Annotated in this window: 18 protein-coding genes; 5 read left to right on the forward strand and 13 right to left on the reverse strand. The window is 62.8% G+C overall.

The features are described from left to right. Positions 1-25 precede the first annotated feature (25 nt). Together K3165_RS10390 and K3165_RS10395 are read right to left on the reverse strand one after the other, a co-directional pair. On the reverse strand, positions 26-955 hold the full coding sequence (locus K3165_RS10390; protein ID WP_221548808.1) for an SDR family NAD(P)-dependent oxidoreductase: 930 nt from the start codon (positions 953-955) through the stop codon (positions 26-28). A gap of 131 nt (positions 956-1,086) precedes the next feature. Then, positions 1,087-1,770: an HAD hydrolase-like protein gene (locus K3165_RS10395; protein WP_221548809.1), complete on the reverse strand. Its 684-nt coding sequence runs from the start codon at positions 1,768-1,770 to the stop codon at positions 1,087-1,089. Positions 1,771-1,831: 61 nt separating this feature from the next. On the opposite strand from K3165_RS10395, the gene glmU reads away from it, so the two are divergent. The 3 genes from glmU (at position 1,832) to K3165_RS10410 (ending at position 4,167) form a co-directional block, all read left to right on the forward strand. Beyond that, positions 1,832-3,199, forward strand: a complete 1,368-nt coding sequence (glmU, locus tag K3165_RS10400; protein WP_221548810.1) for a bifunctional UDP-N-acetylglucosamine diphosphorylase/glucosamine-1-phosphate N-acetyltransferase GlmU — start codon at positions 1,832-1,834, stop codon at positions 3,197-3,199. Continuing rightward, positions 3,139-3,468, forward strand: coding sequence for an HNH endonuclease (locus K3165_RS10405; RefSeq protein ID WP_425594405.1), 330 nt, complete (start codon positions 3,139-3,141; stop codon positions 3,466-3,468). The genes glmU and K3165_RS10405 overlap by 61 nt, the downstream gene beginning before the upstream one ends. Positions 3,469-3,537: 69 nt before the next feature. Next, on the forward strand, positions 3,538-4,167 hold the full coding sequence (locus K3165_RS10410; RefSeq protein ID WP_221548811.1) for an SOUL family heme-binding protein: 630 nt from the start codon (positions 3,538-3,540) through the stop codon (positions 4,165-4,167). 69 nt (positions 4,168-4,236) lie between these two features. Here K3165_RS10410 and K3165_RS10415 read toward each other — a convergent pair whose 3' ends face one another. From K3165_RS10415 to K3165_RS10450, 8 genes are all read right to left on the reverse strand, one after another. After that, positions 4,237-6,369: a prolyl oligopeptidase family serine peptidase gene (locus K3165_RS10415; protein WP_345720944.1), complete on the reverse strand. Its 2,133-nt coding sequence runs from the start codon at positions 6,367-6,369 to the stop codon at positions 4,237-4,239. Between the two features lie 146 nt (positions 6,370-6,515). Continuing rightward, on the reverse strand, positions 6,516-7,280 hold the full coding sequence (locus K3165_RS10420) for a hypothetical protein (protein WP_221548812.1): 765 nt from the start codon (positions 7,278-7,280) through the stop codon (positions 6,516-6,518). A gap of 113 nt (positions 7,281-7,393) precedes the next feature. Beyond that, positions 7,394-7,651, reverse strand: coding sequence for an ATP synthase F1 subunit epsilon (locus K3165_RS10425; RefSeq protein WP_221548813.1), 258 nt, complete (start codon positions 7,649-7,651; stop codon positions 7,394-7,396). Between the two features lie 2 nt (positions 7,652-7,653). After that, on the reverse strand, positions 7,654-9,111 hold the full coding sequence (gene atpD / locus K3165_RS10430) for a F0F1 ATP synthase subunit beta (protein WP_221548814.1): 1,458 nt from the start codon (positions 9,109-9,111) through the stop codon (positions 7,654-7,656). Between the two features lie 20 nt (positions 9,112-9,131). After that, positions 9,132-9,494 (reverse strand): hypothetical protein, encoded by a 363-nt coding sequence (locus K3165_RS10435; protein ID WP_221548815.1) that lies wholly within the window; start codon positions 9,492-9,494, stop codon positions 9,132-9,134. 10 nt (positions 9,495-9,504) lie between these two features. Next, complete coding sequence (locus K3165_RS10440; RefSeq protein ID WP_221548816.1) at positions 9,505-10,377, reverse strand: F0F1 ATP synthase subunit gamma; 873 nt, start codon at positions 10,375-10,377, stop codon at positions 9,505-9,507. A gap of 27 nt (positions 10,378-10,404) precedes the next feature. After that, entirely contained in the window at positions 10,405-11,934 is a 1,530-nt protein-coding gene (gene atpA, locus K3165_RS10445) for a F0F1 ATP synthase subunit alpha (protein WP_221548817.1), read from the reverse strand. A 12-nt stretch (positions 11,935-11,946) separates the two neighbouring features. Beyond that, positions 11,947-12,501, reverse strand: a complete 555-nt coding sequence (locus K3165_RS10450) for a F0F1 ATP synthase subunit delta (protein WP_221548818.1) — start codon at positions 12,499-12,501, stop codon at positions 11,947-11,949. Positions 12,502-12,707: 206 nt separating this feature from the next. Here K3165_RS10450 and K3165_RS10455 point away from each other — a divergent pair, with 206 nt between their 5' ends. Further along, positions 12,708-13,535: a TauD/TfdA dioxygenase family protein gene (locus tag K3165_RS10455; RefSeq protein ID WP_221548819.1), complete on the forward strand. Its 828-nt coding sequence runs from the start codon at positions 12,708-12,710 to the stop codon at positions 13,533-13,535. Positions 13,536-13,652: 117 nt separating this feature from the next. On the opposite strand, the gene K3165_RS10460 is transcribed toward K3165_RS10455, so the two are convergent. Continuing rightward, positions 13,653-15,221 (reverse strand): S1 family peptidase, encoded by a 1,569-nt coding sequence (locus tag K3165_RS10460; RefSeq protein ID WP_221548820.1) that lies wholly within the window; start codon positions 15,219-15,221, stop codon positions 13,653-13,655. 117 nt (positions 15,222-15,338) lie between these two features. Between K3165_RS10460 and K3165_RS10465 the strand changes: the two genes are divergently transcribed. Beyond that, complete coding sequence (locus K3165_RS10465; RefSeq protein ID WP_221548821.1) at positions 15,339-16,379, forward strand: bifunctional transcriptional activator/DNA repair enzyme AdaA; 1,041 nt, start codon at positions 15,339-15,341, stop codon at positions 16,377-16,379. Between the two features lie 27 nt (positions 16,380-16,406). Here the strand turns inward: K3165_RS10465 and K3165_RS10470 are convergent, their stop codons facing one another. Both K3165_RS10470 and K3165_RS10475 read right to left on the reverse strand, forming a co-directional pair. Continuing rightward, on the reverse strand, positions 16,407-17,351 hold the full coding sequence (locus K3165_RS10470; protein WP_221548822.1) for a hypothetical protein: 945 nt from the start codon (positions 17,349-17,351) through the stop codon (positions 16,407-16,409). 68 nt (positions 17,352-17,419) lie between these two features. Beyond that, the gene (locus K3165_RS10475) at positions 17,420-18,964 is read right to left on the reverse strand and encodes a cryptochrome/photolyase family protein (RefSeq protein WP_221548823.1); all 1,545 of its coding nucleotides are present in this window, start codon (positions 18,962-18,964) and stop codon (positions 17,420-17,422) included. Between the last annotated feature and the right edge of the window lies 1 nt (position 18,965).

An 18,965-nucleotide genomic window follows, 5' to 3' on the forward strand; every position in this document is an offset into this window, starting at 1 on the left:
CTTTTAGCAATCGGGATTGTCGGTTTTAGCCGCGAGCGCTGCTCGGGCCCGTGCCGGTTACCTTCTGCATCGCGGTCAGGATCGCGCCTGACTGCTCGCTGCCCGACTGCGGGGCCTTGAGGTTCGAGAATTCGCTGATCTTGTCCCAGTTCGCGGCGAAGCCTTCAACGGTACGCTCGCCATCGGGCAGCCAGACGGCGTCGTTCATGACGGTCCATGCCGAGTGATAGCCACCGGCGCCGGCGCCGACGATGGCGTTGGTCGGCGCGTCTTCACTGACGAGGAAGAGGGCGGCCGGAACCACGTTCACCGGATCGAACAGCTTGAAGGCTTCTTCGGGGAAGAGGTCTTCGGTCATGCGCGTACCTGCGACGGGGCTCAGCGTGTTGACCTTGATGTTGTACTTCGCACCTTCGAGCGCGAGCGTCTTGGTAAGACCGGCAAGACCCAGCTTGGCCGCGCCGTAGTTCGCCTGGCCGAAGTTACCGAACAGGCCGGTCGAGGACGCGGTCATCATGATGCGGCCATAAGCCTGCTCGCGGAAGGTTTCCCAGCATGCCTTGGTGACGAAAGCCGAACCGGTCAGGTGGACTTTGAGGACGAACTCGAAGTCTTCCGGGCTCATCTTGGCGAAGGTCTTGTCGCGCAGGACGCCTGCGTTGTTGAGCAGGATGTGCACGCCGCCCCACTTCTGCTTCGCGTCGGCGACCATCTTTTCCATCTGGTCGTATTCGGTGACGCTGCCGCCGTTCGACATCGCTTCGCCGCCCATCTTCTCGATTTCCTCGACGACCTGGAGGGCCATGTCGGAGTGGCCGGTGCCGTCGCGCGCACCGCCGAGGTCGTTGACGACGACCTTTGCGCCGCGGCGTGCGAGTTCGAGCGCGTATTCGCGGCCCAGACCGCCGCCTGCGCCGGTGACGATGGCTACCTTGTCCTTGAAGTCGATGGTCATGGGGGGGGCTCCTGCTTGGTTGTTTGTCGTTTACGTAAAGGTCAATTCAGGGCGCGGATTGGCATTTATCACCGCCCGTTGCAACCGTATGCGCGCCGAACCGCGATGCCGTAGGGGCAGGCGGAGGGCTGCTAAAGCCGCTTCAGCGCGGGGATCAGGGCTTCCAGCGAATCAATCGCCGCATCGGCACCGAGTTCCGCAGCCGGGGCATCGCAATAGCCATAGGCGGCCGCGATCACCGGGACGCCTGCCGCACGCGCAGCTTTCACATCGTAGCTGCTGTCACCGACAAAGGCGATCGTCCCGCCGCCGCAGGCCTCGCGGGCGTGCCAGATCGGGTCCGGAGCCGGCTTTGCGCGATGCTTGCCGTCGGGACCCTTGCCGAGGCTGTCGCCGCCCACGATGATCTCGAACCGGCTCGCCAGTCCGAGTGTCTGGAGGATATCGGTGGCGAAGCTTTCGAACTTGTTCGTGACCACCGCCATTCGCACCCCGCGTCCGCCCAGCGCTTCGAGCGTCTCGACCGCGTGCGGATAGGGGCGCGTGTGGACCGCGTTGTTGTGCGAATAATAGCCCAGCATTTCCTTATAGAGCTTGCGGAATTCATCATCCGCCAACCCGCCCTGCATGTCGATCGCCTGCTTGAGCATGATCTTCGCGCCGCCGCCTATCAGGTCGGTCGCGCTGTCGATCGGGACGGGTTCGAAGCCGCCGATGCCAAGCGCGTGGTTCACCGCCGTACCGAGGTCGCGGTGCGTTTCGAGGAGGGTGCCGTCTAAGTCGAAGGCGACGATATCGAAGGGAAAGCCGGTCATCGCCATCCGAGTGCAGTATGGTTCTTCAAACTGCAAGCGATTGGTGGCATGGCCCCTTTCCATGAGCAAAAGCCGAGATTTCGCCGCCGTCATCCTTGCTGCCGGCAAGGGCACCCGCCTCAAGAGCGGGCTGCACAAGGTCCTCCACAATATCGCGGGTCGCCCCATCATCGAGCACCTGATGGCCTCGGTCGAGGAGCTTTCGCCCGCGCGGACCATCGTGATCGTCGGTGACGAGCGCGAACAGGTCATCGGCCAGCTGGGCGAGCGCGCGGAATGCGTGGTGCAGGAACCGCAGCTTGGCACTGGCCATGCGGTCGCGCAGGCCAAGGAAGCTCTCGCCGGCTTCGATGGCGATGTGGTGATGCTGCTGGGTGATGCACCCTTCATCAAGAGCTCGACCATGAACGACATGCTCACCCGCCTGCGCGCTGCCGATGCGCCTGCCGTGGTGGTGCTGGGCTTCGAACCGGAGGACGCGCTGCAATACGGCCGGGTGATCACGCACCGAGACATGACCATCGAGAAGATGGTCGAGTTCAAGGACGCCAACGAAGCCGAGCGGGCCTGCCGCCTGTGCAATTCGGGCCTGATGGCCGCGCGCGCCGAGGTCCTGTTCGACCTGCTCGACCGTGTCGACAACGACAATGCGCAGGGCGAATACTACCTGCCCGACATCGTCAATGTCGCGGTGAAGGACGGCAAGACCTGCGCCGCCGTGGTCACCGATCGCCCGCACGAGGTGGTCGGGATCAACTCGCGCAAGGAACTCGCGGCCGCAGAGCGCCAGTGGCAGGATCTGAAGCGCGAGGAAGCGCTGGAGAACGGCGTAACGCTGAAAGCGCCCGAAACGGTCTTCTTCAGCTACGACACCGATCTTGCTCCCGATGTGACGGTCGAACCGAACGTCGTCTTCGCGCCCGGCGTGAAGGTGGAAAGCGGCACGCGCATCCGTGCTTTCAGCCATCTTGAAGGCGCACACGTCGGAGAGAACTGCGAAGTAGGTCCTTATGCACGCCTGCGCCCGGGCGCAGTGATGGAAAAGGGCAGCAAGGTCGGCAATTTCGTCGAGATGAAGAAGGCGACGCTGGGCGAGGGCGCGAAGGCCAACCACCTGACATATCTCGGCGATGCGACCGTCGGGGCAGGGGCGAACATCGGTGCAGGCACGATCACCTGCAATTACGACGGCTATTTCAAATACCAGACCAAGATCGGCGAGCGCGCTTTCATCGGCAGCAACAGCTCGCTGATCGCTCCGGTTGAAATCGGTGCCGATGCGATCGTAGCCGCGGGTAGCGCCGTCAGCCGCGACGTCGCTGCAGGCGAGCTCCGCATGGTGCGCGCCGAGCAGCTGGTCAAACCGGGTTGGGCCGACCGCTTCCACGACACGATGAAAAAGAAGAAGGCATCGGAGAAGAAGGGCTGAGCGAGGGCCGCACCACCTGCTGGCTTTGCGAGCGGCCAGTCGGCACGCGGGTCCAGTACCATCACCCGATCCCCAAATCGAAGAAGGGGCGGTTCACCGTTCCCGTCCATCCCATCTGCCACCAGGCGATCCACGCCAACTTCACCAATGCCGAACTCGCCCGGATCGGCGAAGATCGAGAATCGCTGGTCGAGAACGAGGCGATTGCAAAGTTCCTGCGCTGGATTGCCGGAAAGCCACCCGATTTCCACGCTCCGACGCGCAAGTGATCCGATGCATCCGGGAACGAAGCGGATGCGTAACTGCTGTCTGATAAAGTCATGCAGAGGATGTCGGAGATGGTGAAAGCGAAATATCTTGCCCTAGGTTTGGGCGCAGCACTGATTGCAGGCACCGCAGCCTATGCGCAGGGACGATATAGCGACGAGCCGGCTTTCGAACTCATCACCCAGCAGGGTGCCTTTGAGGTGCGCGAATACGAACCGATGATCGTGGCCGAGGTAACGCACACCGGTGATCGGATGCGCGCCATGAATGCCGGTTTCCGCCGGCTGGCCGCCTATATCTTCGCGCAGGAAGACGGGCGTGCGCCTATCGGAATGACCACTCCGGTCATCCGCAAGCAGGCCGAAAAGATCGCCATGACTTCACCGGTCACTATCGGCGAGGGCGAGGATACGGGCAGCTGGAACACGCGTTTCGTCATGCCCGATAGTTTTACGATGGAGACCCTGCCAGAGCCTCCTTCGGACATCACGCTGATCGAAATTCCGGCTCGCAAGATGGCCAGCGTCAAATTCGACGGCTGGGGTCGACAGGAGGATCTCGAGAAGATGGAAGGCTTCCTGCGCCGCTGGATGGAGGAGCAGGGGCTGGAGGCGGCCGGTACGCCCGAATATGCCTTTTACGATGCGCCGCGCGTTCCCGCCCGCATGCGCCGCAACGAGGTCATGATCCCGGTCAAATAGCTCTCAAGACAACGAAAAGGGGCGGCCCCGTCGCGGGACCGCCCCTTTCATTTTGTCTATAGCGAAAGCCTATTCGCTCTCGTTATCGTCCATCAGGCGCTGCATCAGGTAGATCATCTGCAGGGCCTGCAACTTGGCACGCTGTTCATTGTCGACGCCTCCCGAATGGCCGCCGGTCATGTCCTCGAAATACCAGTAATCCTGGCCGAGTTCCTTGAGCTTGGCCGCAGCCTTGCGGGCATGGGCAGGGTGCGTGCGGTCATCGGCGGTCGAGGCCCAGAGGAACGGGGCGGGGTAGTCCACGCCCTCGACGATCTTCTGGTAGGGTGAATAGCCTTCGATCCACGCGCGCTGTTCGGGGATACGCGGATCGCCGTATTCGCCGATCCACGAAGCGCCGCGGCCGATCAGGTGGTAGCGGAGCATGTCGAACAGCGGGATGGCGACGATGGCGGCGTCGAAGGCTTCGGGGGCCTGCGTGAAGGCCGTACCGACCAGCAGGCCGCCCTGGCTGCCACCCTGGATACCGAGCTGGCCGGGATTGGTGATCCCGCGCTTCACCGCGTCCTGTCCGACAGCGATGAAGTCGTCCCACGTGCGCTGCTTGTTCTCGCGGATGGCGGTCTGGTGCCAGCCGGGGCCGAACTCACCGCCGCCGCGCAAATTGGCGAGGATGAAGGCACCGCCCTTTTCGAGCCAGAGCTTGCCGGTGAGCGAGCGATAGCTGGGCAGCTGCGAGATCTGGAAACCGCCATAGCCATAAAGCAGCGTCGGCGTGGTGCCGTCCATCTCCATGCCCTTCGGCTTTACGAGAAAGTAAGGGATTTTCGCCCCGTCCTTGCTGGTCGCCTCGAACTGCTCGACTTCCATGCCGGTCGCATCGAAATAGCTGGGCGAGGTCTTGAGCACTTCCGGATCGCCGCTTCCGTCCGTGTACCAGAGCGTGCTGGGCGTCAGGAAATCGGTCGAGGTGAACATGATCTCGTCGGATTCCGAAGACGCGGTCGAGACGCCGAGCGTCGCATTGTCGGGCAGGGCAACTTCGCGCTTCACCCACTCGCCGTCCTCGAAATCGATCTTGAGCACCTTGCCCACGACATTGTCGAGGATGGACATGTAGGCGCTGTTGGCGGTCGAGTTGCCGCCGCGCTTGGTCTGGCGATCTTCGGGTGCCCAGACGAGGGTCTTGGTCGCACCGTTCGGGTCGGCCTTCCACTCTTCCAGATCTACCGCGATCAGCGAGTCGGCGGGGAAGGTCTGGCCCTGCGTCTCCCAGTCGACATCGGTCGAGAAGAGCATGTGGCCGTCGAGAATGCCGTACGGGCCGGCCTTCTTCGGCAGGTCGAGCTGCACCCATTCGTCGTCTTTCCAGAGGTAGTAGGCGCGTTCGTGGAAGGAGAGGCCGCGATAAGCGATGCGGGCCTGGATCTCGCCGTCGGGCGTGCGCAAGTGGTAGGCGCCTGCCGACACGTCCTTGGCATCGCCGCGGAAGATTTCCGGAGCATCGGCCAGCGCGTTGCCGCGTGTCCACATACGGGTGGTGAAGGGATATTCGCTCTCGGTGAGCGTACCTTCACCGAAGTCGCGGCCCACGAGCAGCGTGTTCTCGTCGACCCAGCTGACGCCGCCCTGGCTCTTCTCTTCGATTACGAAGCCGCCTTCGACGAACTGCTTGGTCGTCATGTCGAATTCGCGCAGGATGGTTGCGTCTTCACCGCCATCCGAAAGCGCGATCATGCACATACGCTGGTCGGGCGGCAGGCAGCTGCTGCCCTTGTAGACCCATTCCTTCCCCTCGGCCGCGGCAAGCGCATCGACGTCGAGGATGATTTCCCATTCCGGTTCGTCGGTCCGGTAGCTTTCCAGCGTGGTCCGGCGCAGCACGCCCTTGGGGTTCTTCTTGTCCTGCCAGAAGTTGTAGAGCCCGTCCTTGCGGATCGAGACGTAGGGCACGCGGTCCTCGGCATCGAGGATGGCAAGCGCTTCGGCGGTCAGTTCGTCGAACCGCGGGTCCTGCGCCATATGCGCCATGGTGCGGTTGTTTTCGTTGCGGACCCATTCCAGCGCTTCATCGCTGCGGGCTTCTTCGAGCCAGATATAGGGATCTTCGTCCGGGCCCGGTACGCCGTCCTCGGCGGCGAGCGAAGTGGGGGTGGCAATCGTCATGGTCGCTGCCAATGCCAGCGTCGAAACACGTTTCACAGTCCTCTCCTGCAGATGATGCGGGTCGGTTCTAACCTGCTCATACCGAAAGGAAAGGACAGCCTTGCTCGACGAGCGGGCTATCGGGCGGGATAAGCGTGCACCTGCATGGCTACATGCGGCAAGGGGCGGCGCTTATCGGGTGATCAATACGCCACCTCGCCTTCAGGCACTTCAATCGTCACACTCGCTATCTTGTCGGCCACACCGTTGAGCGTGACTGTGCGACCAATCAGAGTGAGCGACTGAGGGAACTGGTCCTCCGTGAAGGAAATTCCCGGAATACAACTCGGGACCCATTTCCCGCTCGCTATGAGAGCTGGCACCCAGCGATCGTAGCAGAGCCAGAAACTCTGGCGCGCGGTCTGGAAAAGGCCGCCTTGTGGTCCGCTAAAGCCGAATTCGATATCCAGCACCATCTTCGCATCGTCGGCGCTGGTCTGGGTGAGCGTAACGGGCTGGCCCAGCGTCGATATCTCGCCGACAGTTCCGCGATCGAATATCTCGCTGTTCGGCTCGGTTTTGAAATACCGCTCGTACAAGCCGTCGCGATCGGCATCGATCAGGCAGATCACATTGATGCTGCGCAGGGCGCGCATCGGCTCGCAAACCGTGCCGGAATGGTTTGCGACCGGGGTGAAATAGATCGAATTCTTCGACATTTTCTTCCCGCGCTCGTCCCGCAGGCGATCGTCCGCCTTGAGCAGGGAAGAAGGTCTGATCCGCGCGAACTCGATATCCTCGCCCCGAGCGAGAGTGTATTCATGTGTGCCTGCTTCGCCTGCAAGTGCGACCCACTGAATCTCGACTTCTCCAGAGGGAAGATCGAGCTGAGCGTCTTGAGCGAGAGCGACCGAGGCGGCCGTCGACAGCGACATCGCTACTGCGGCAGCGGACTTTTTATTGAACATGAAACGACCCCTTTGCTTATCGAATACTCATCTTTCTCGATCAGCATGGCAAGAGGCAAAGAAAAAGGGCGACCCGAGGGCCGCCCTTGATCTTGTGCGATTGTCCGAAAGGCTCAGCCTTCGACGTGTTCCGCGAGGACCGTCAGACCCTTGTCGCCCACTTCGGCAAAGCCGCCGCGGACTTCGATGGTCTCAGGCGCAGCGCCTTCGGTCTTGTAGACCTGGACTTCGCCGTCGCGGATGGTCGACATGAAGGGCGCGTGGCCTTCCAGCACACCGAATTCGCCTTCCGTGCCGGGGACGACCACCATGTGGACTTCCTCGGAGCGGACCAGCTTGGCCGGCGTGACGAGTTCGAAATGCAGAGCCATGCTTAGTCTTCTTCCGCCATCTTCTTGGCCTTCTCGACCGCCTGGTCGATGCCGCCAACCATGTAGAAAGCGCTCTCCGGCAGGTGGTCGTATTCGCCGTCGACGACAGCCTTGAACGACTTCACCGTGTCTTCCAGCTGGACGAACACGCCCGGGATGTTGGTGAAGACTTCTGCGACGTGGAACGGCTGCGAGAGGAAGCGCTGGATCTTGCGGGCGCGAGCCACGGTCAGCTTATCTTCTTCCGACAGTTCGTCCATGCCGAGGATGGCGATGATGTCCTGCAGGCTCTTGTACTTCTGCAGCGTTTCCTGAACGCGGCGAGCCGTTTCGTAGTGCTCCTGACCGACAACGCGCGGTTCGAGAACGCGGCTGGTCGAGTCGAGCGGGTCGACGGCCGGGTAGATGCCCAGCTCCGAGATGGCGCGCGACAGGGTGGTCGTTGCGTCCAAGTGGGCGAACGAGGTTGCCGGTGCCGGGTCGGTAAGGTCGTCGGCGGGAACGTAGATGGCCTGGACCGAGGTAATCGAACCCTTGGTGGTCGAGGTGATGCGTTCCTGCAGGTTACCCATGTCGGTCGACAGGGTCGGCTGGTAGCCCACTGCCGAAGGAATACGGCCCAGCAGTGCCGACACTTCCGAACCCGCCTGCGTGAAGCGGAAGATGTTGTCGACGAAGAACAGAACGTCCTGGCCTTCGACGTCACGGAAGTATTCCGCCATGGTCAGGCCCGAGAGAGCGACGCGTGCACGTGCGCCCGGAGGCTCGTTCATCTGGCCGAAGACGAGGGCAACCTTCGAACCTTCGCTGATGGCTTCGCCATTGTCGTTCTTGGCGATAACGCCTGCGTCGAGGAATTCGTGGTAAAGGTCGTTACCTTCACGGGTACGCTCACCGACACCGGCGAAGACGGACACACCACCGTGGCCCTTCGCGATGTTGTTGATGAGTTCCTGGATGAGAACGGTCTTGCCGACGCCTGCGCCGCCGAACAGGCCGATCTTACCGCCCTTTGCGTAAGGTGCGAGAAGATCGATGACCTTGATGCCGGTGACGAGGATGGCTGCTTCGGTCGACTGGTCGACGAAGAGCGGTGCCTCGGCGTGGATCGGGCTGGTGGTTTCGGCGCCGATGGGGCCGCGTTCGTCGATCGGCGCGCCGACTACGTTCATGATGCGGCCGAGCGTCTTCGGACCGACGGGGACCGAGATCTGTGCGCCAGTGTTGACGACTTCCTGGCCACGGACGAGGCCGTCGGTGCCGTCCATTGCGATGGTGCGAACGGTGTTCTCACCAAGGTGCTGCGCAACTTCGAGGACCAGCGTGGTGTCGCCGTTCTTCGTTTCGAGCGCGGTCAGGATTGCCGGCAGTTCGCCCGGGAAGGCGACGTCGACGACGGCGCCGATGACCTGGCTGATGGTGCCGTTGGGGCTCTGGTTAAGCTTGGGTGCGGTGGCCATGATGATGGTATCCTACTGGCTCAGTTTTCTGTGTGGTGGGCGCCGTGTTCGGCACAAAGGGCTTCAGCGTCTGCGAGCATCCAGCCGTCGTTCGCTTCATTGACGGCGAGGGTGGCCTTATGACGCAGGTATTCGTCTTCGCCGAGGCTGAATTCGCAGGCGACGGTGTCAGCACCCATCGCGCGGCGGCAGACAGCTTCGTTGACCGGCTCTGCACCTTCGCAGGTCGCTGCGAAGGTTTCCTTGAACAGCGCCTGGTCGGGCGCGGGCAGCGTGTTCACCGGCTCGGGCGTAACGACCTCGGTCGGGGTCGGCTCGGGCGCCGGCTCTTCACCGCAAGCGGCGAGCAGGGCGACGGGAAGGAGGAGGGCGAGTTTCTTCACGGGGCTTCCTTTACAGAGCTTCCGCACCGGCGATGATTTCGATCAGCTCGGTGGTAATGGCGGCCTGGCGGCTGCGGTTGTACTGGATCGTCAGCTTGTTGATGAGGTCGCCGGCGTTGCGCGTGGCGTTGTCCATCGCGGTCATCGAAGCGCCCTGCTCGGAAGCTTCACGCTCGAGCAGTGCACCGAACAGCTGCGTCTTGACGTAGCGCGGCAGGAGTTCCTCGAGGATTTCCTCTTCGCCCGGTTCGTATTCGACGACTGCATCACCGCTGTCGCCTTCGCCTTCGGGCGAGGGGACCGGGATCAGCTGGTCGACGGTCGGATCCTGCGCGAGGGCCGATTTGAAGATCGGGTAGACGAGGTGGGCAACGTCGAATTCGCCCTTCTCGAAACGCTCGATCAGGTCGTCAGCAATCTGTTCGGCTTCCTCGAAGCCGGGGTTGCGGACGGTCGAGGTGTCGAAGTGCTTGGCGATGCAGCTGGCATAGTCGCGCTTGATCGGCGCGCGGCCCTTCTTCCCGATCAGGTAGAAGGACACGTCCTTGCCTTCTGCGGTCAGCGCCCGCGCCTTGGCCTTGGCAGCCTTGACGATGTTGGCGTTGAGACCGCCGCACAGGCCCTTGTCGGTGTTCACGACCACCAGCAGGTGGCGCTTGTCCGATCCGGTGCCGCGCAGCAGCTTGGGCGCACTGTCGCCGCTCACCTTGGAGGCGAGCGAGGCCATCACACCCGACAGCCGTTCGGCATAGGGGCGTGCGGCTTCGGCAGCAACCTGCGCACGGCGAAGCTTGGCCGCTGCGACCATCTGCTTGGCCTTGGTGATCTTCTGGGTCGACTTGACCGAGTTGATCCGGCCCTTGAGTTCTTTAAGCGAGGCCATGACGGCTCCCTGTTAGGCTCGTGGGTCTCAGGCGAACTGCTTGGCGAAGGTCTTGAGTGCGTCGACGACCTTGTTCTTGGTGTCGTCTTCGAACTTGCCGCTGGTGCGGATTTCCTTGAGCACATCGCCATGCTCTGCACGCATGTAGCTGAGCATCTGCTCTTCGTAGTCGTTCACGCGGTCCACGGCGATATCGTCGAGGTAACCGTTGGTGCCGGCGAAGATCGAGACGGTCTGCTCTTCGAAGGGCATCGGCGAGAACTGCGGCTGCTTGAGCAGTTCGGTCAGGCGTGCACCGCGGTTGAGCAGCTTCTGCGTCGCGGCGTCGAGGTCCGAGCCGAACTGCGCGAAGGCAGCCATTTCACGATACTGTGCGAGGTCGAGCTTCATCGAGCCCGAAACCTTCTTCATCGCCTTGGTCTGGGCGGCACCGCCCACACGGCTAACCGAAAGACCGACGTTAATTGCCGGACGGATACCCTGGTAGAACAGGTCGGTTTCGAGGAAGATCTGGCCGTCGGTGATCGAGATCACGTTGGTCGGAATATAGGCCGACACGTCGCCTGCCTGCGTTTCGATGATCGGCAGCGCGGTCAGCGAGCCGCCGCCATTGTCGCCGTTCATCTTTGCAGCGCGCTCGAGGAGACGGCTGTGGAGATAGAAAACGTCACCCGGGTAAGCTTCGCGGCCCGGAGGACGACGGAGCAGGAGCGACATCTGACGATAGGCAACAGCCTGCTTCGAAAGGTCGTCGTAAACGATCACGGCGTGCATGCCGTTGTCGCGGAAGAATTCGCCCATCGCACAGCCGGTGTAGGGTGCGAGGTACTGCAGCGGAGCAGGCTCCGAAGCGGTTGCAGCGACGACGATCGAGTATTCCATCGCGCCGTTTTCTTCGAGCTGCTTCACGATCTGGGCAACGGTCGAGCGCTTCTGGCCGACAGCGACGTAGACGCAGTAGAGCTTCTTGAACTCGTCGTCGCCTGCGTTGAGTTCCTTCTGGTTGATGAAGGTGTCGATCGCGACAGCCGACTTACCGGTCTGACGGTCGCCGATGATCAGTTCGCGCTGGCCGCGGCCGACGGGAACGAGAGCGTCGATGGCCTTGAGGCCCGACTGCACCGGCTCGCTGACCGATTCGCGCGGGATGATTCCCGGCGCCTTGACTTCGACGCGCATGCGCTTGTCGGCAACGATCGGGCCCTTGCCGTCGATCGGGTTGCCCAGAGCGTCGACCACGCGGCCAAGGAGACCCTTGCCAACGGGAACGTCCACGATGGTACCGGTACGCTTCACCGTGTCGCCTTCGGCGATGTCGGTGTCGGCGCCGAAGATAACGGCACCCACGTTGTCGGCTTCGAGGTTCAGGGCCATGCCCTGCGTGCCGTTGGAGAATTCGATCATCTCGCCGGCCTGGACGTTGTCGAGGCCATGGATGCGGGCGATGCCGTCACCCACCGAGAGAACGGAACCGACTTCGCTGACTTCGGCTTCGCTACCGAAATTGGCGATCTGGTCTTTGATGACCTTGGAGATTTCTGCGGCGCGGATATCCATGAGTGTATTCCTTTAAGCCTTCATGGCCTGGGAGAGCGAATTGAGACGGGTGCGGATCGAGCCATCAATGCGCTTCGATCCGATGGTGACGACGAGGCCGCCGAGGAGCTCGGGGGCGACCTTCGTGGAAAGTTTGACGGTGCGGCCTTCGCGGGCCGTCAGCTTCGCCTTGAGATCGGCGAGCTGCGCGTCGGTCAGCGCGTGGGCGCTGGTGACTTCGGCGGCGACTTCGCCGCGCTGCGCCTCTGCGATCGAGCGAAAGGCGCGAATGATGCCCGACAGGTCGCGGAGGCGGCGGTTCTGCGCCAGCGTACCGAGGAACTTCTGGGTCAGGTCCGACAGGCCCATGATGGCTGCCACACCCCACAGGGCCTTTTCGGCCTGGCCGCGCGTCACGCGGGGGTTGGTGGTGAGCATCTTGAGCTCGGGCGATTCGGCAAGGCCTGTCTCGAGCTTGTCGAGATCCGATTCGACTGCTGTCACGGTTCCGGCCTCACTGGCCAGATCGAACAGGGCCGAAGCGTAACGTCCAGCAAGGCTAGCCTTGATACCGGCGGAAATTTCCACGCGTCTCTCGTCCTCTAGGGGTCGGAAAAGGGTTCTTTACGGCCACGCCGTTGACGAGCGAAAATGAGTCGCTCCGGCAAGGTTGGCGCGCGCCTAGCAAAGGGGGTGCGGCAAGGCAACCCGAGTCAGACCTCGAAAGATGGACTCTTTCCCCTGTTGGCGTAGGATGGTCTCGAAAAGAGACCTATTGCGAGAGGAGAGCTGCAATGGAGACCACGCCGCTATCGGCCCATTGCGGGGTCGAGGTCAGCGACGTTTCGCTTGCCCGGGCCGAGGGCGCGGATCTCGATGCGATCCGCGACCTTATATATAGGCACGGTGTGGCCGTCTTCCGCGACCAGGATTTCTCGCCCGACGATCACATCAGTTTCGCCAGGCGCTGGGGCGGGATCGACATCAACAATTACTTTCCGCTCACCGACGAGCATCCCGAGATCGCCGTCGTGCGCAAGACCAAGGACCAGACCACCAATATCGGCGGTGGCTGGCATACTGATCATTCCTACGACCAGATCCCCGCGATGGGGTCGATCCTCGTGGCCCGTACGCTTCCACCAGCAGGGGGCGACACGCTCTGGGCGCATATGGGCGCGGCCTACGAATCGCTGTCGGACGATATGAAGGAGCGCCTCGAAGGGCTGGAGGCATTCCATACCGCCGACCATATCTATGCGCCCGATGGCGTCTACGCGAAGACCGACCAGGGGACTGCCCTTCGCGGCCAGGACCTGAAAACCGGGGCGACCCATCCCGTTGTCATCCGTCATCCCCGCACCGGGCAAAAGCTGCTCTATGTGAATCCCGGTTTCACGATCAATTTCGTCGGTATGACCCGTCAGGAAAGCCTGCCGCTCCTGCAGGAGCTGTTCGCCCACGCCATGAAGCCGGAGCACCAGTGCCGCGTGGAATGGGCACCGGGCACGGTGGCGATCTGGGACAATCGCACCACCTGGCACTATGCGATGAACGACTATCAGGGCCATGCCCGCGAAATGCATCGCATCACGCTGAGCGGAGAAGCCCTCGCCGCCTAAGCCAGGCTTCGCGCTGCCTAGATCGGGGGCGACAGGGACCGGTGTCGTGGTGCCAGAGCTCGATAGCGACCGTTAGCCCAGCACGATTGAAGCGAAGGCAAGGCCCCACTCCAGGGCTTAGTCGCGCGGCTCGCAGCGATAGACCAGCCGCTCGTTCGGCTGTTGCGGGAGCATGCCGAGCACTTCGCCCTGCAAATCGCCAAGCTGGCTGGCCGCCCGGTCGGCACCGCAGGTGGGGGCGGTGTACTTGCCGCGCGCCTCGCGTGCCTCGTTCATATCGCTGCGCGAGAGCAGGTAGCGTTCCGAACGGAACACCATACGGTCGGGATCGTAGCTGTTGACCGAGACCGCATCCTCGGAATTGGGCACGAAGACGCGCGACCACGTGCCGGAGGCATAGCCATATTGCGTGCGTTCGTTGACGCAGCCGCTTGTCGTCCAGTCGAATTCGATATCGGGCGGGTTCGCCCCGCTGAACCTGCTGCGTTCGGGCAGAAGGCGGCAGACGAGGTTCGCATCGCCGCCATTGTTCGCGTTGGCGGGATCGGTGCTGTCCGGATTCTCGCCCGCCTGCATTTCCGCCGCGACGCGCCGGTCGATCTCGTCGAGGCCGGGGCGGGTCAGGAAGGCGATCAGCGCCACGATGACGAGGAAGCCCGCGATGCCGAAAGCAATCTTCACCTTCTTTTGGCGAAGTTCAGCATCCTCTGCTTCGGGCGCGATCTTTGCGCGCTCGCTCCACGCCCACATGGCGAGGCCGAAAGCGATCATGATCAGGATGAAAGCGAGAGCCATCCGGTCTTCGCGATCCTCGGCAACGCTCAGCTGTGCCTTGAGTAGTGCGCGCTCGCGGCGCTCGCGCGTTTCCTCGGCGCGCTGGGCAAGGCTCTGGCGGGCTTCGAACTGCTCGCGCTCGATACGCTTGCGCTCCGCTTCGTCGAGGTCGGCAAGGCTGCGGCACTGCGTGTCGTTGATGATCGGTTCGACCTCGTTCGCCCGCAGGAACGGCAGGAGCTCGCGGGTCGAAACGGCGAAAAAGAACTCGGCATCGCCGCCTTCATTGTCCGCGCCGAAACTGTTCACGCCCACCACGCGGCCGCAGGGGTCGAGCAGCGGTCCGCCCGAATTGCCGCGCGCGATCGGTGCCGTGTGCAGGATCGTGTCGAACTGGCGGCTGGGCCGTTCGCCCGAGACGAATCCGCGGCTTTTGACGGGCGGCATCGAGCGGAAGATATCGGCGAGGTCGAGGCCCTGTGCGCGATCGACGTTCATCGGATAGCCGACGCTGGTCACCTCGCCGCTGCTGGCAACGGGGCGGCCCGAAATAGCAAGCGGCGGGAGGCGCAGGCTTCCGGTCAGCCTTATCAATGCGAGGTCGTTACGGGCGTTGACCGAAACCAGCCGTCCATAGACCGCCTGGCCGCCGCCGCTGGGCACGATGCCAACGCGCAGATCGTCATCGCTCATGGCATCGCGCACGACGTGGGCATTGGTCACGATCAGGTCGGAGGTGACGGCGAAACCGGTGCCGTGGCTTACCGGGAACAGCTCGTCATCATCGTTGCCGATGATCACCACGCGCACGACGCCGCGCGCCGCCGCATCGATATCGGCGGGTTCGGCCTGCACCATGGCAGGGGCGAGGAGCGCCAGCAGCGCTGCAAAAATCGTGAAAAACCGTCCCATTCGCCGGGCCTTTTGCCAAGGCGCGACATTGACCGCAAGCTTCGGGATGCCGGCGTGCGCAGCTTTTGGAAGGAGTGTGCTTGCAAGAGTTAAGCGAGCAATGAAAGGATGTGGGCGATGACCGAGACGAAACCCCTCACCGACGACGACCGCTGGCGCATCGCGCTCGCCAAGGACCGGCGGTTCGACGGCGTCTTCGTGACCGGTGTGCATTCGACCGGCATCTACTGCCGCCCGTCCTGCCCGGCACGCGCTCCCAAGCGGGAGAACGTGCGCTTCTATTCCGACTGCGATGCGGCGGAAGCGGCGGGACTTCGGGCCTGCAAGCGCTGCGCGCCCGATCAGCAGAGCCGGGAAGAAAGCGCGGTGCTTGCTGCGCTGAACGTCCTGCGGGAGGCGGAGGAAACCGTCTCGCTGGAGCGGCTGGGTGTCTTGACCGATTATTCGCCGACGCATTTCCAGCGCATCTTCACCCGCGCGGTTGGGCTGTCTCCTGCCGCCTACCAGCGCGCCCTGCGCCGCGAGCGCGCGGACGAGGCATTGGGCGAGGGCAGCAGCGTCACGCAGGCGATCTACGAAGCAGGCTATGGCGCACCATCGCGCTTCTACGAGGACAGGAAAGACAGCGGCATGAGCGCAAGCGACTGGAAAGATGGCGGCAAGGGCCGCACGGTGCACTGGTCCGTGATCGCAACGACGCTCGGCGACATGCTTGTGGCCGCGACCGAGAAGGGCGTGTGCTGCCTCAGCTTCAACGAAAGCGAGGAGGAACTGCGCGCCCGCTTTCCCAAGGCCGATCTGGTCGAAGGCGGCGAGGAATTCCGCGCGCTGTTCGAGAAGGTGACCGCCGCCGTTGAAGCGCCGCACACGGCCACGACTGCCGACATCCCGCTCGACGTGAAGGGTACCGCCTTCCAGCAGCGCTGCTGGGAAGCGCTCCGCCAGATCCCCGCAGGCGAGACGCGAAGCTATGGCGAGCAGGCTGCAATGCTCGGCAACCCCAAGGCCAGCCGCGCAGTTGGCGGTGCAAATGGCGCCAACAACATCGCCGTCCTCATCCCCTGCCACCGCGTGATCGCGGCCGACGGTGGCCTGGGCGGGTATGCCTATGGGACGAAGATCAAGGCGGAGTTGCTGCGGCGCGAGCGGGGCGAGTGATGCCTCGAAGGATATGAACCGCCCCGGTTAGTCGGGCAGGTAGCTTGGGCGATTGGACGTCTCGCTCCCCCAATGGGGATTGTCGAGGGCGCCGTGCAGGCAGTAATCGAAGGCGTAAAGCGTGTGTTTGGGTTCGCGGGCGGTCCAGAAATATCGCGGAAGGTTTGCCGTTCGCGAAAGTCGTTCCGCTGCTTCTTCTGGTCCGGTGCCTAAAACCAGACACCCATCCTTGCGTTCGCGAAGCCAGGTCGCAAGTCGCGAACCCAGCTGGCGGATATCGCGCGCGGTCTCGTTCAAGGTCAGGTTGGTTTCCAGCGCAGCCAATCGGAAATCGGGCCACAATGGCGCCAGCGCCAGATCGGGCAGCGTCATCGATTGGCTCGCAAGAAGATCGCAATCGGTTGCGATTGCGGATCGCTGGGCTGCGCGCCACCTCAGCGTGTTGTCATAGCCAGCCGGCCCTTGAAGGCTCAGCGTGTCGAGAACGTCCCTGTAGGCGGTATCTTCATCAAAGGGTTGGGTGCGAAATTCGAGCGTCCGAATTGCTTCCACCAGCGCCACCGCACGCCGCGCCGCATGGGTTGCTTCCTGCCAAGAGTTGCAAGCGTAGTCGCTGCCCATAATGTTGCGGCTGTAGAAATCGGGCAGGCCCTCGTCGAGCCGGGCCAGCGGTATCGCAAGGTCATCAAAGGCTTCCTCCCTCGCACCCTGCCGGATTCCGTCATACAGGAATTCGGCCCAGCTGACGAAGATCGCCCTGAGGCTGTGGAGGCGGATGTGAAGCTCGGTGTCGCTGCCAAGGCCCCAAGCGCCGTTTCCGATATCTCCGACACCGGGATAAGCGCGCAGCGCTGCACGAACTGTGACGAGCCGCTTTGCTCTTAGGTCGGAGAGACTTGCCAACTTGATGCGCGGTGATGTCTCGCTGGAACCGACGCCGACGCGGAAAATAGGCTTTGTAAACTCGCTCACCGGGCATTCTCCTCCAGGAATCAATAGCTTGATGAGGTGCAGCTGGAAAAATTTCCCTAACGCCGCGCCTACTCAGAGCTTGCCGGCGTGAGCGTAGCGAGAAATGCCTCCGCACTCTCCAGATACTCCGCTTGCTTCTCCTCACCCATCCGGTCCCAGGTCGAGTAGATGCGTCCGATCCGCGGGTTCTTCTCCAGCCGCTCGCGGTGGCGGTCCATGAAGTGCCAGTAGAGCGGGTTGAAGGGGCAGGCACCTTCGCCGGTCTTCTTGCTCGGTGAGTATTTGCAAGCGGAGCAATAGTTGCTCATCTTGTTGATGTAATTCCCGGAGGCCGCATAGGGCTTGGAGGCCAGCTTGCCGCCGTCGGCATAGAGGATCATCGCGGCGACATTGGGCAGTTCTACCCATTCATAGGCATCGGCATAGACGACGAGGAACCAGTCCTGCACTTCGCGCGGATTGATGCCTGCGATCAGCGCGAAATTGCCGAGGACCATCAGCCGCTGGATGTGGTGCGCGTGCGCGTTGTCGCGGGTCGAGCGGATGCAGTCGGCGAGGCAGGCCATGTCGGTCGCGCCGGTCCAGTAGAACTCGGGCAGGCCGCGCTGGGCGTTGAGCGCATTCGCCTTCTGCAGGTGCGGCATCTGGTGGAAGTAAAAGCCGCGCACGTATTCGCGCCAGCCGATGATCTGGCGGATGAAGCCCTCGACCGAATTGATCGGTGCCTTGCCGTCCTTGTACGCCTTCTCCGCGCGCTGGCAGAGCTCGAGCGGGTCGAGAAGGCCGAGGTTGATGCTGGTCGAGAGCATCGAGTGGAAGAGGTCGTCTTCGCCCGCGACCATCGCGTCCTGGTAGGGGCCGAAGCATTCGATCCGCTCGGCAAAAAAGGCGTCGGCGGCCTCCTCCGCCTCTTCGCGGGTCACCGGCCATTCGAAGCGTTCGAGCGAACCGAAGTGGTCACCGAAGCGGCTCTCCACCAGCTCAATCACCTCCTGCGTGATCTGGTCCGGCTCGAACTTGGGGCGCTCGGGTGCGGAGAGGCCTTCCTTGGGCGGCTTGCGGTTCTCGCTGTCGTAATTCCACTCGCCGCCCTCCGGCTTGTCGCCGTCCATCAGAAGGCCGGTCTTGCGGCGCATCTCGCGGTAGAAGAACTCCATGCGGAGCTCCTTTCGGTCCTCCGCCCACTCGTCGAACTCGGCCTGCGTGGAGATGAAGCGATCGTCGAGCAGGATCTCGACTTCGCAGGCGAACTTGTCGGCCCACTGGTCCATCGCTTCGCGCACGCGCCACTCGCCCGCTTCGACCACGCTGACCAGCCGCGGTGAGTGCTGTTCGATCGCGCGGGCGACCTCGCCCGTGAAGCTTCCCGAATTGGCCTCGCTATCGAGCTTCACATAGTCGACCGTCCAGCCGGCATCGCGCAGTTCTTCCGCGAAGTGGCGCATGGCGGAGAAGATGAGTGCGATCTTCTGCTTATGGTGTTTGACGTAGGTCGCCTCGTCCCAGACCTCCATCATCAGGATGACGGTGTCGTCCTTCGTCCGCCCGCGGATAGAGGCGAGATCGCGGGTCAGCTGGTCGCCGAGAATGGGTACGAGAACGGGGCCTGACATG

This window comes from Qipengyuania xiamenensis (genome assembly GCF_019711495.1).
In the GTDB taxonomy this organism is placed as follows: domain Bacteria; phylum Pseudomonadota; class Alphaproteobacteria; order Sphingomonadales; family Sphingomonadaceae; genus Qipengyuania; species Qipengyuania xiamenensis.

Excerpts from the sequence above, each read along its gene's own strand:
- K3165_RS10390 (WP_221548808.1), bottom strand. The coding sequence starts at position 955 with ATGACCATCGACTTCAAGGACAAGGTAGCCATCGTCACCGGCGCAGGC.
- K3165_RS10410 (WP_221548811.1), top strand. The coding sequence starts at position 3,538 with ATGGTGAAAGCGAAATATCTTGCCCTAGGTTTGGGCGCAGCACTGATT.
- K3165_RS10395 (WP_221548809.1), bottom strand. The coding sequence starts at position 1,770 with ATGACCGGCTTTCCCTTCGATATCGTCGCCTTCGACTTAGACGGCACC.
- K3165_RS10475 (WP_221548823.1), bottom strand. The coding sequence starts at position 18,964 with ATGTCAGGCCCCGTTCTCGTACCCATTCTCGGCGACCAGCTGACCCGC.
- atpA (WP_221548817.1), bottom strand. The coding sequence starts at position 11,934 with ATGGATATCCGCGCCGCAGAAATCTCCAAGGTCATCAAAGACCAGATC.
- K3165_RS10420 (WP_221548812.1), bottom strand. The coding sequence starts at position 7,280 with ATGTTCAATAAAAAGTCCGCTGCCGCAGTAGCGATGTCGCTGTCGACG.
- K3165_RS10425 (WP_221548813.1), bottom strand. The coding sequence starts at position 7,651 with ATGGCTCTGCATTTCGAACTCGTCACGCCGGCCAAGCTGGTCCGCTCC.
- atpD (WP_221548814.1), bottom strand. The coding sequence starts at position 9,111 with ATGGCCACCGCACCCAAGCTTAACCAGAGCCCCAACGGCACCATCAGC.
- K3165_RS10465 (WP_221548821.1), top strand. The coding sequence starts at position 15,339 with ATGACCGAGACGAAACCCCTCACCGACGACGACCGCTGGCGCATCGCG.
- glmU (WP_221548810.1), top strand. The coding sequence starts at position 1,832 with ATGAGCAAAAGCCGAGATTTCGCCGCCGTCATCCTTGCTGCCGGCAAG.
- K3165_RS10455 (WP_221548819.1), top strand. The coding sequence starts at position 12,708 with ATGGAGACCACGCCGCTATCGGCCCATTGCGGGGTCGAGGTCAGCGAC.
- K3165_RS10460 (WP_221548820.1), bottom strand. The coding sequence starts at position 15,221 with ATGGGACGGTTTTTCACGATTTTTGCAGCGCTGCTGGCGCTCCTCGCC.
- K3165_RS10440 (WP_221548816.1), bottom strand. The coding sequence starts at position 10,377 with ATGGCCTCGCTTAAAGAACTCAAGGGCCGGATCAACTCGGTCAAGTCG.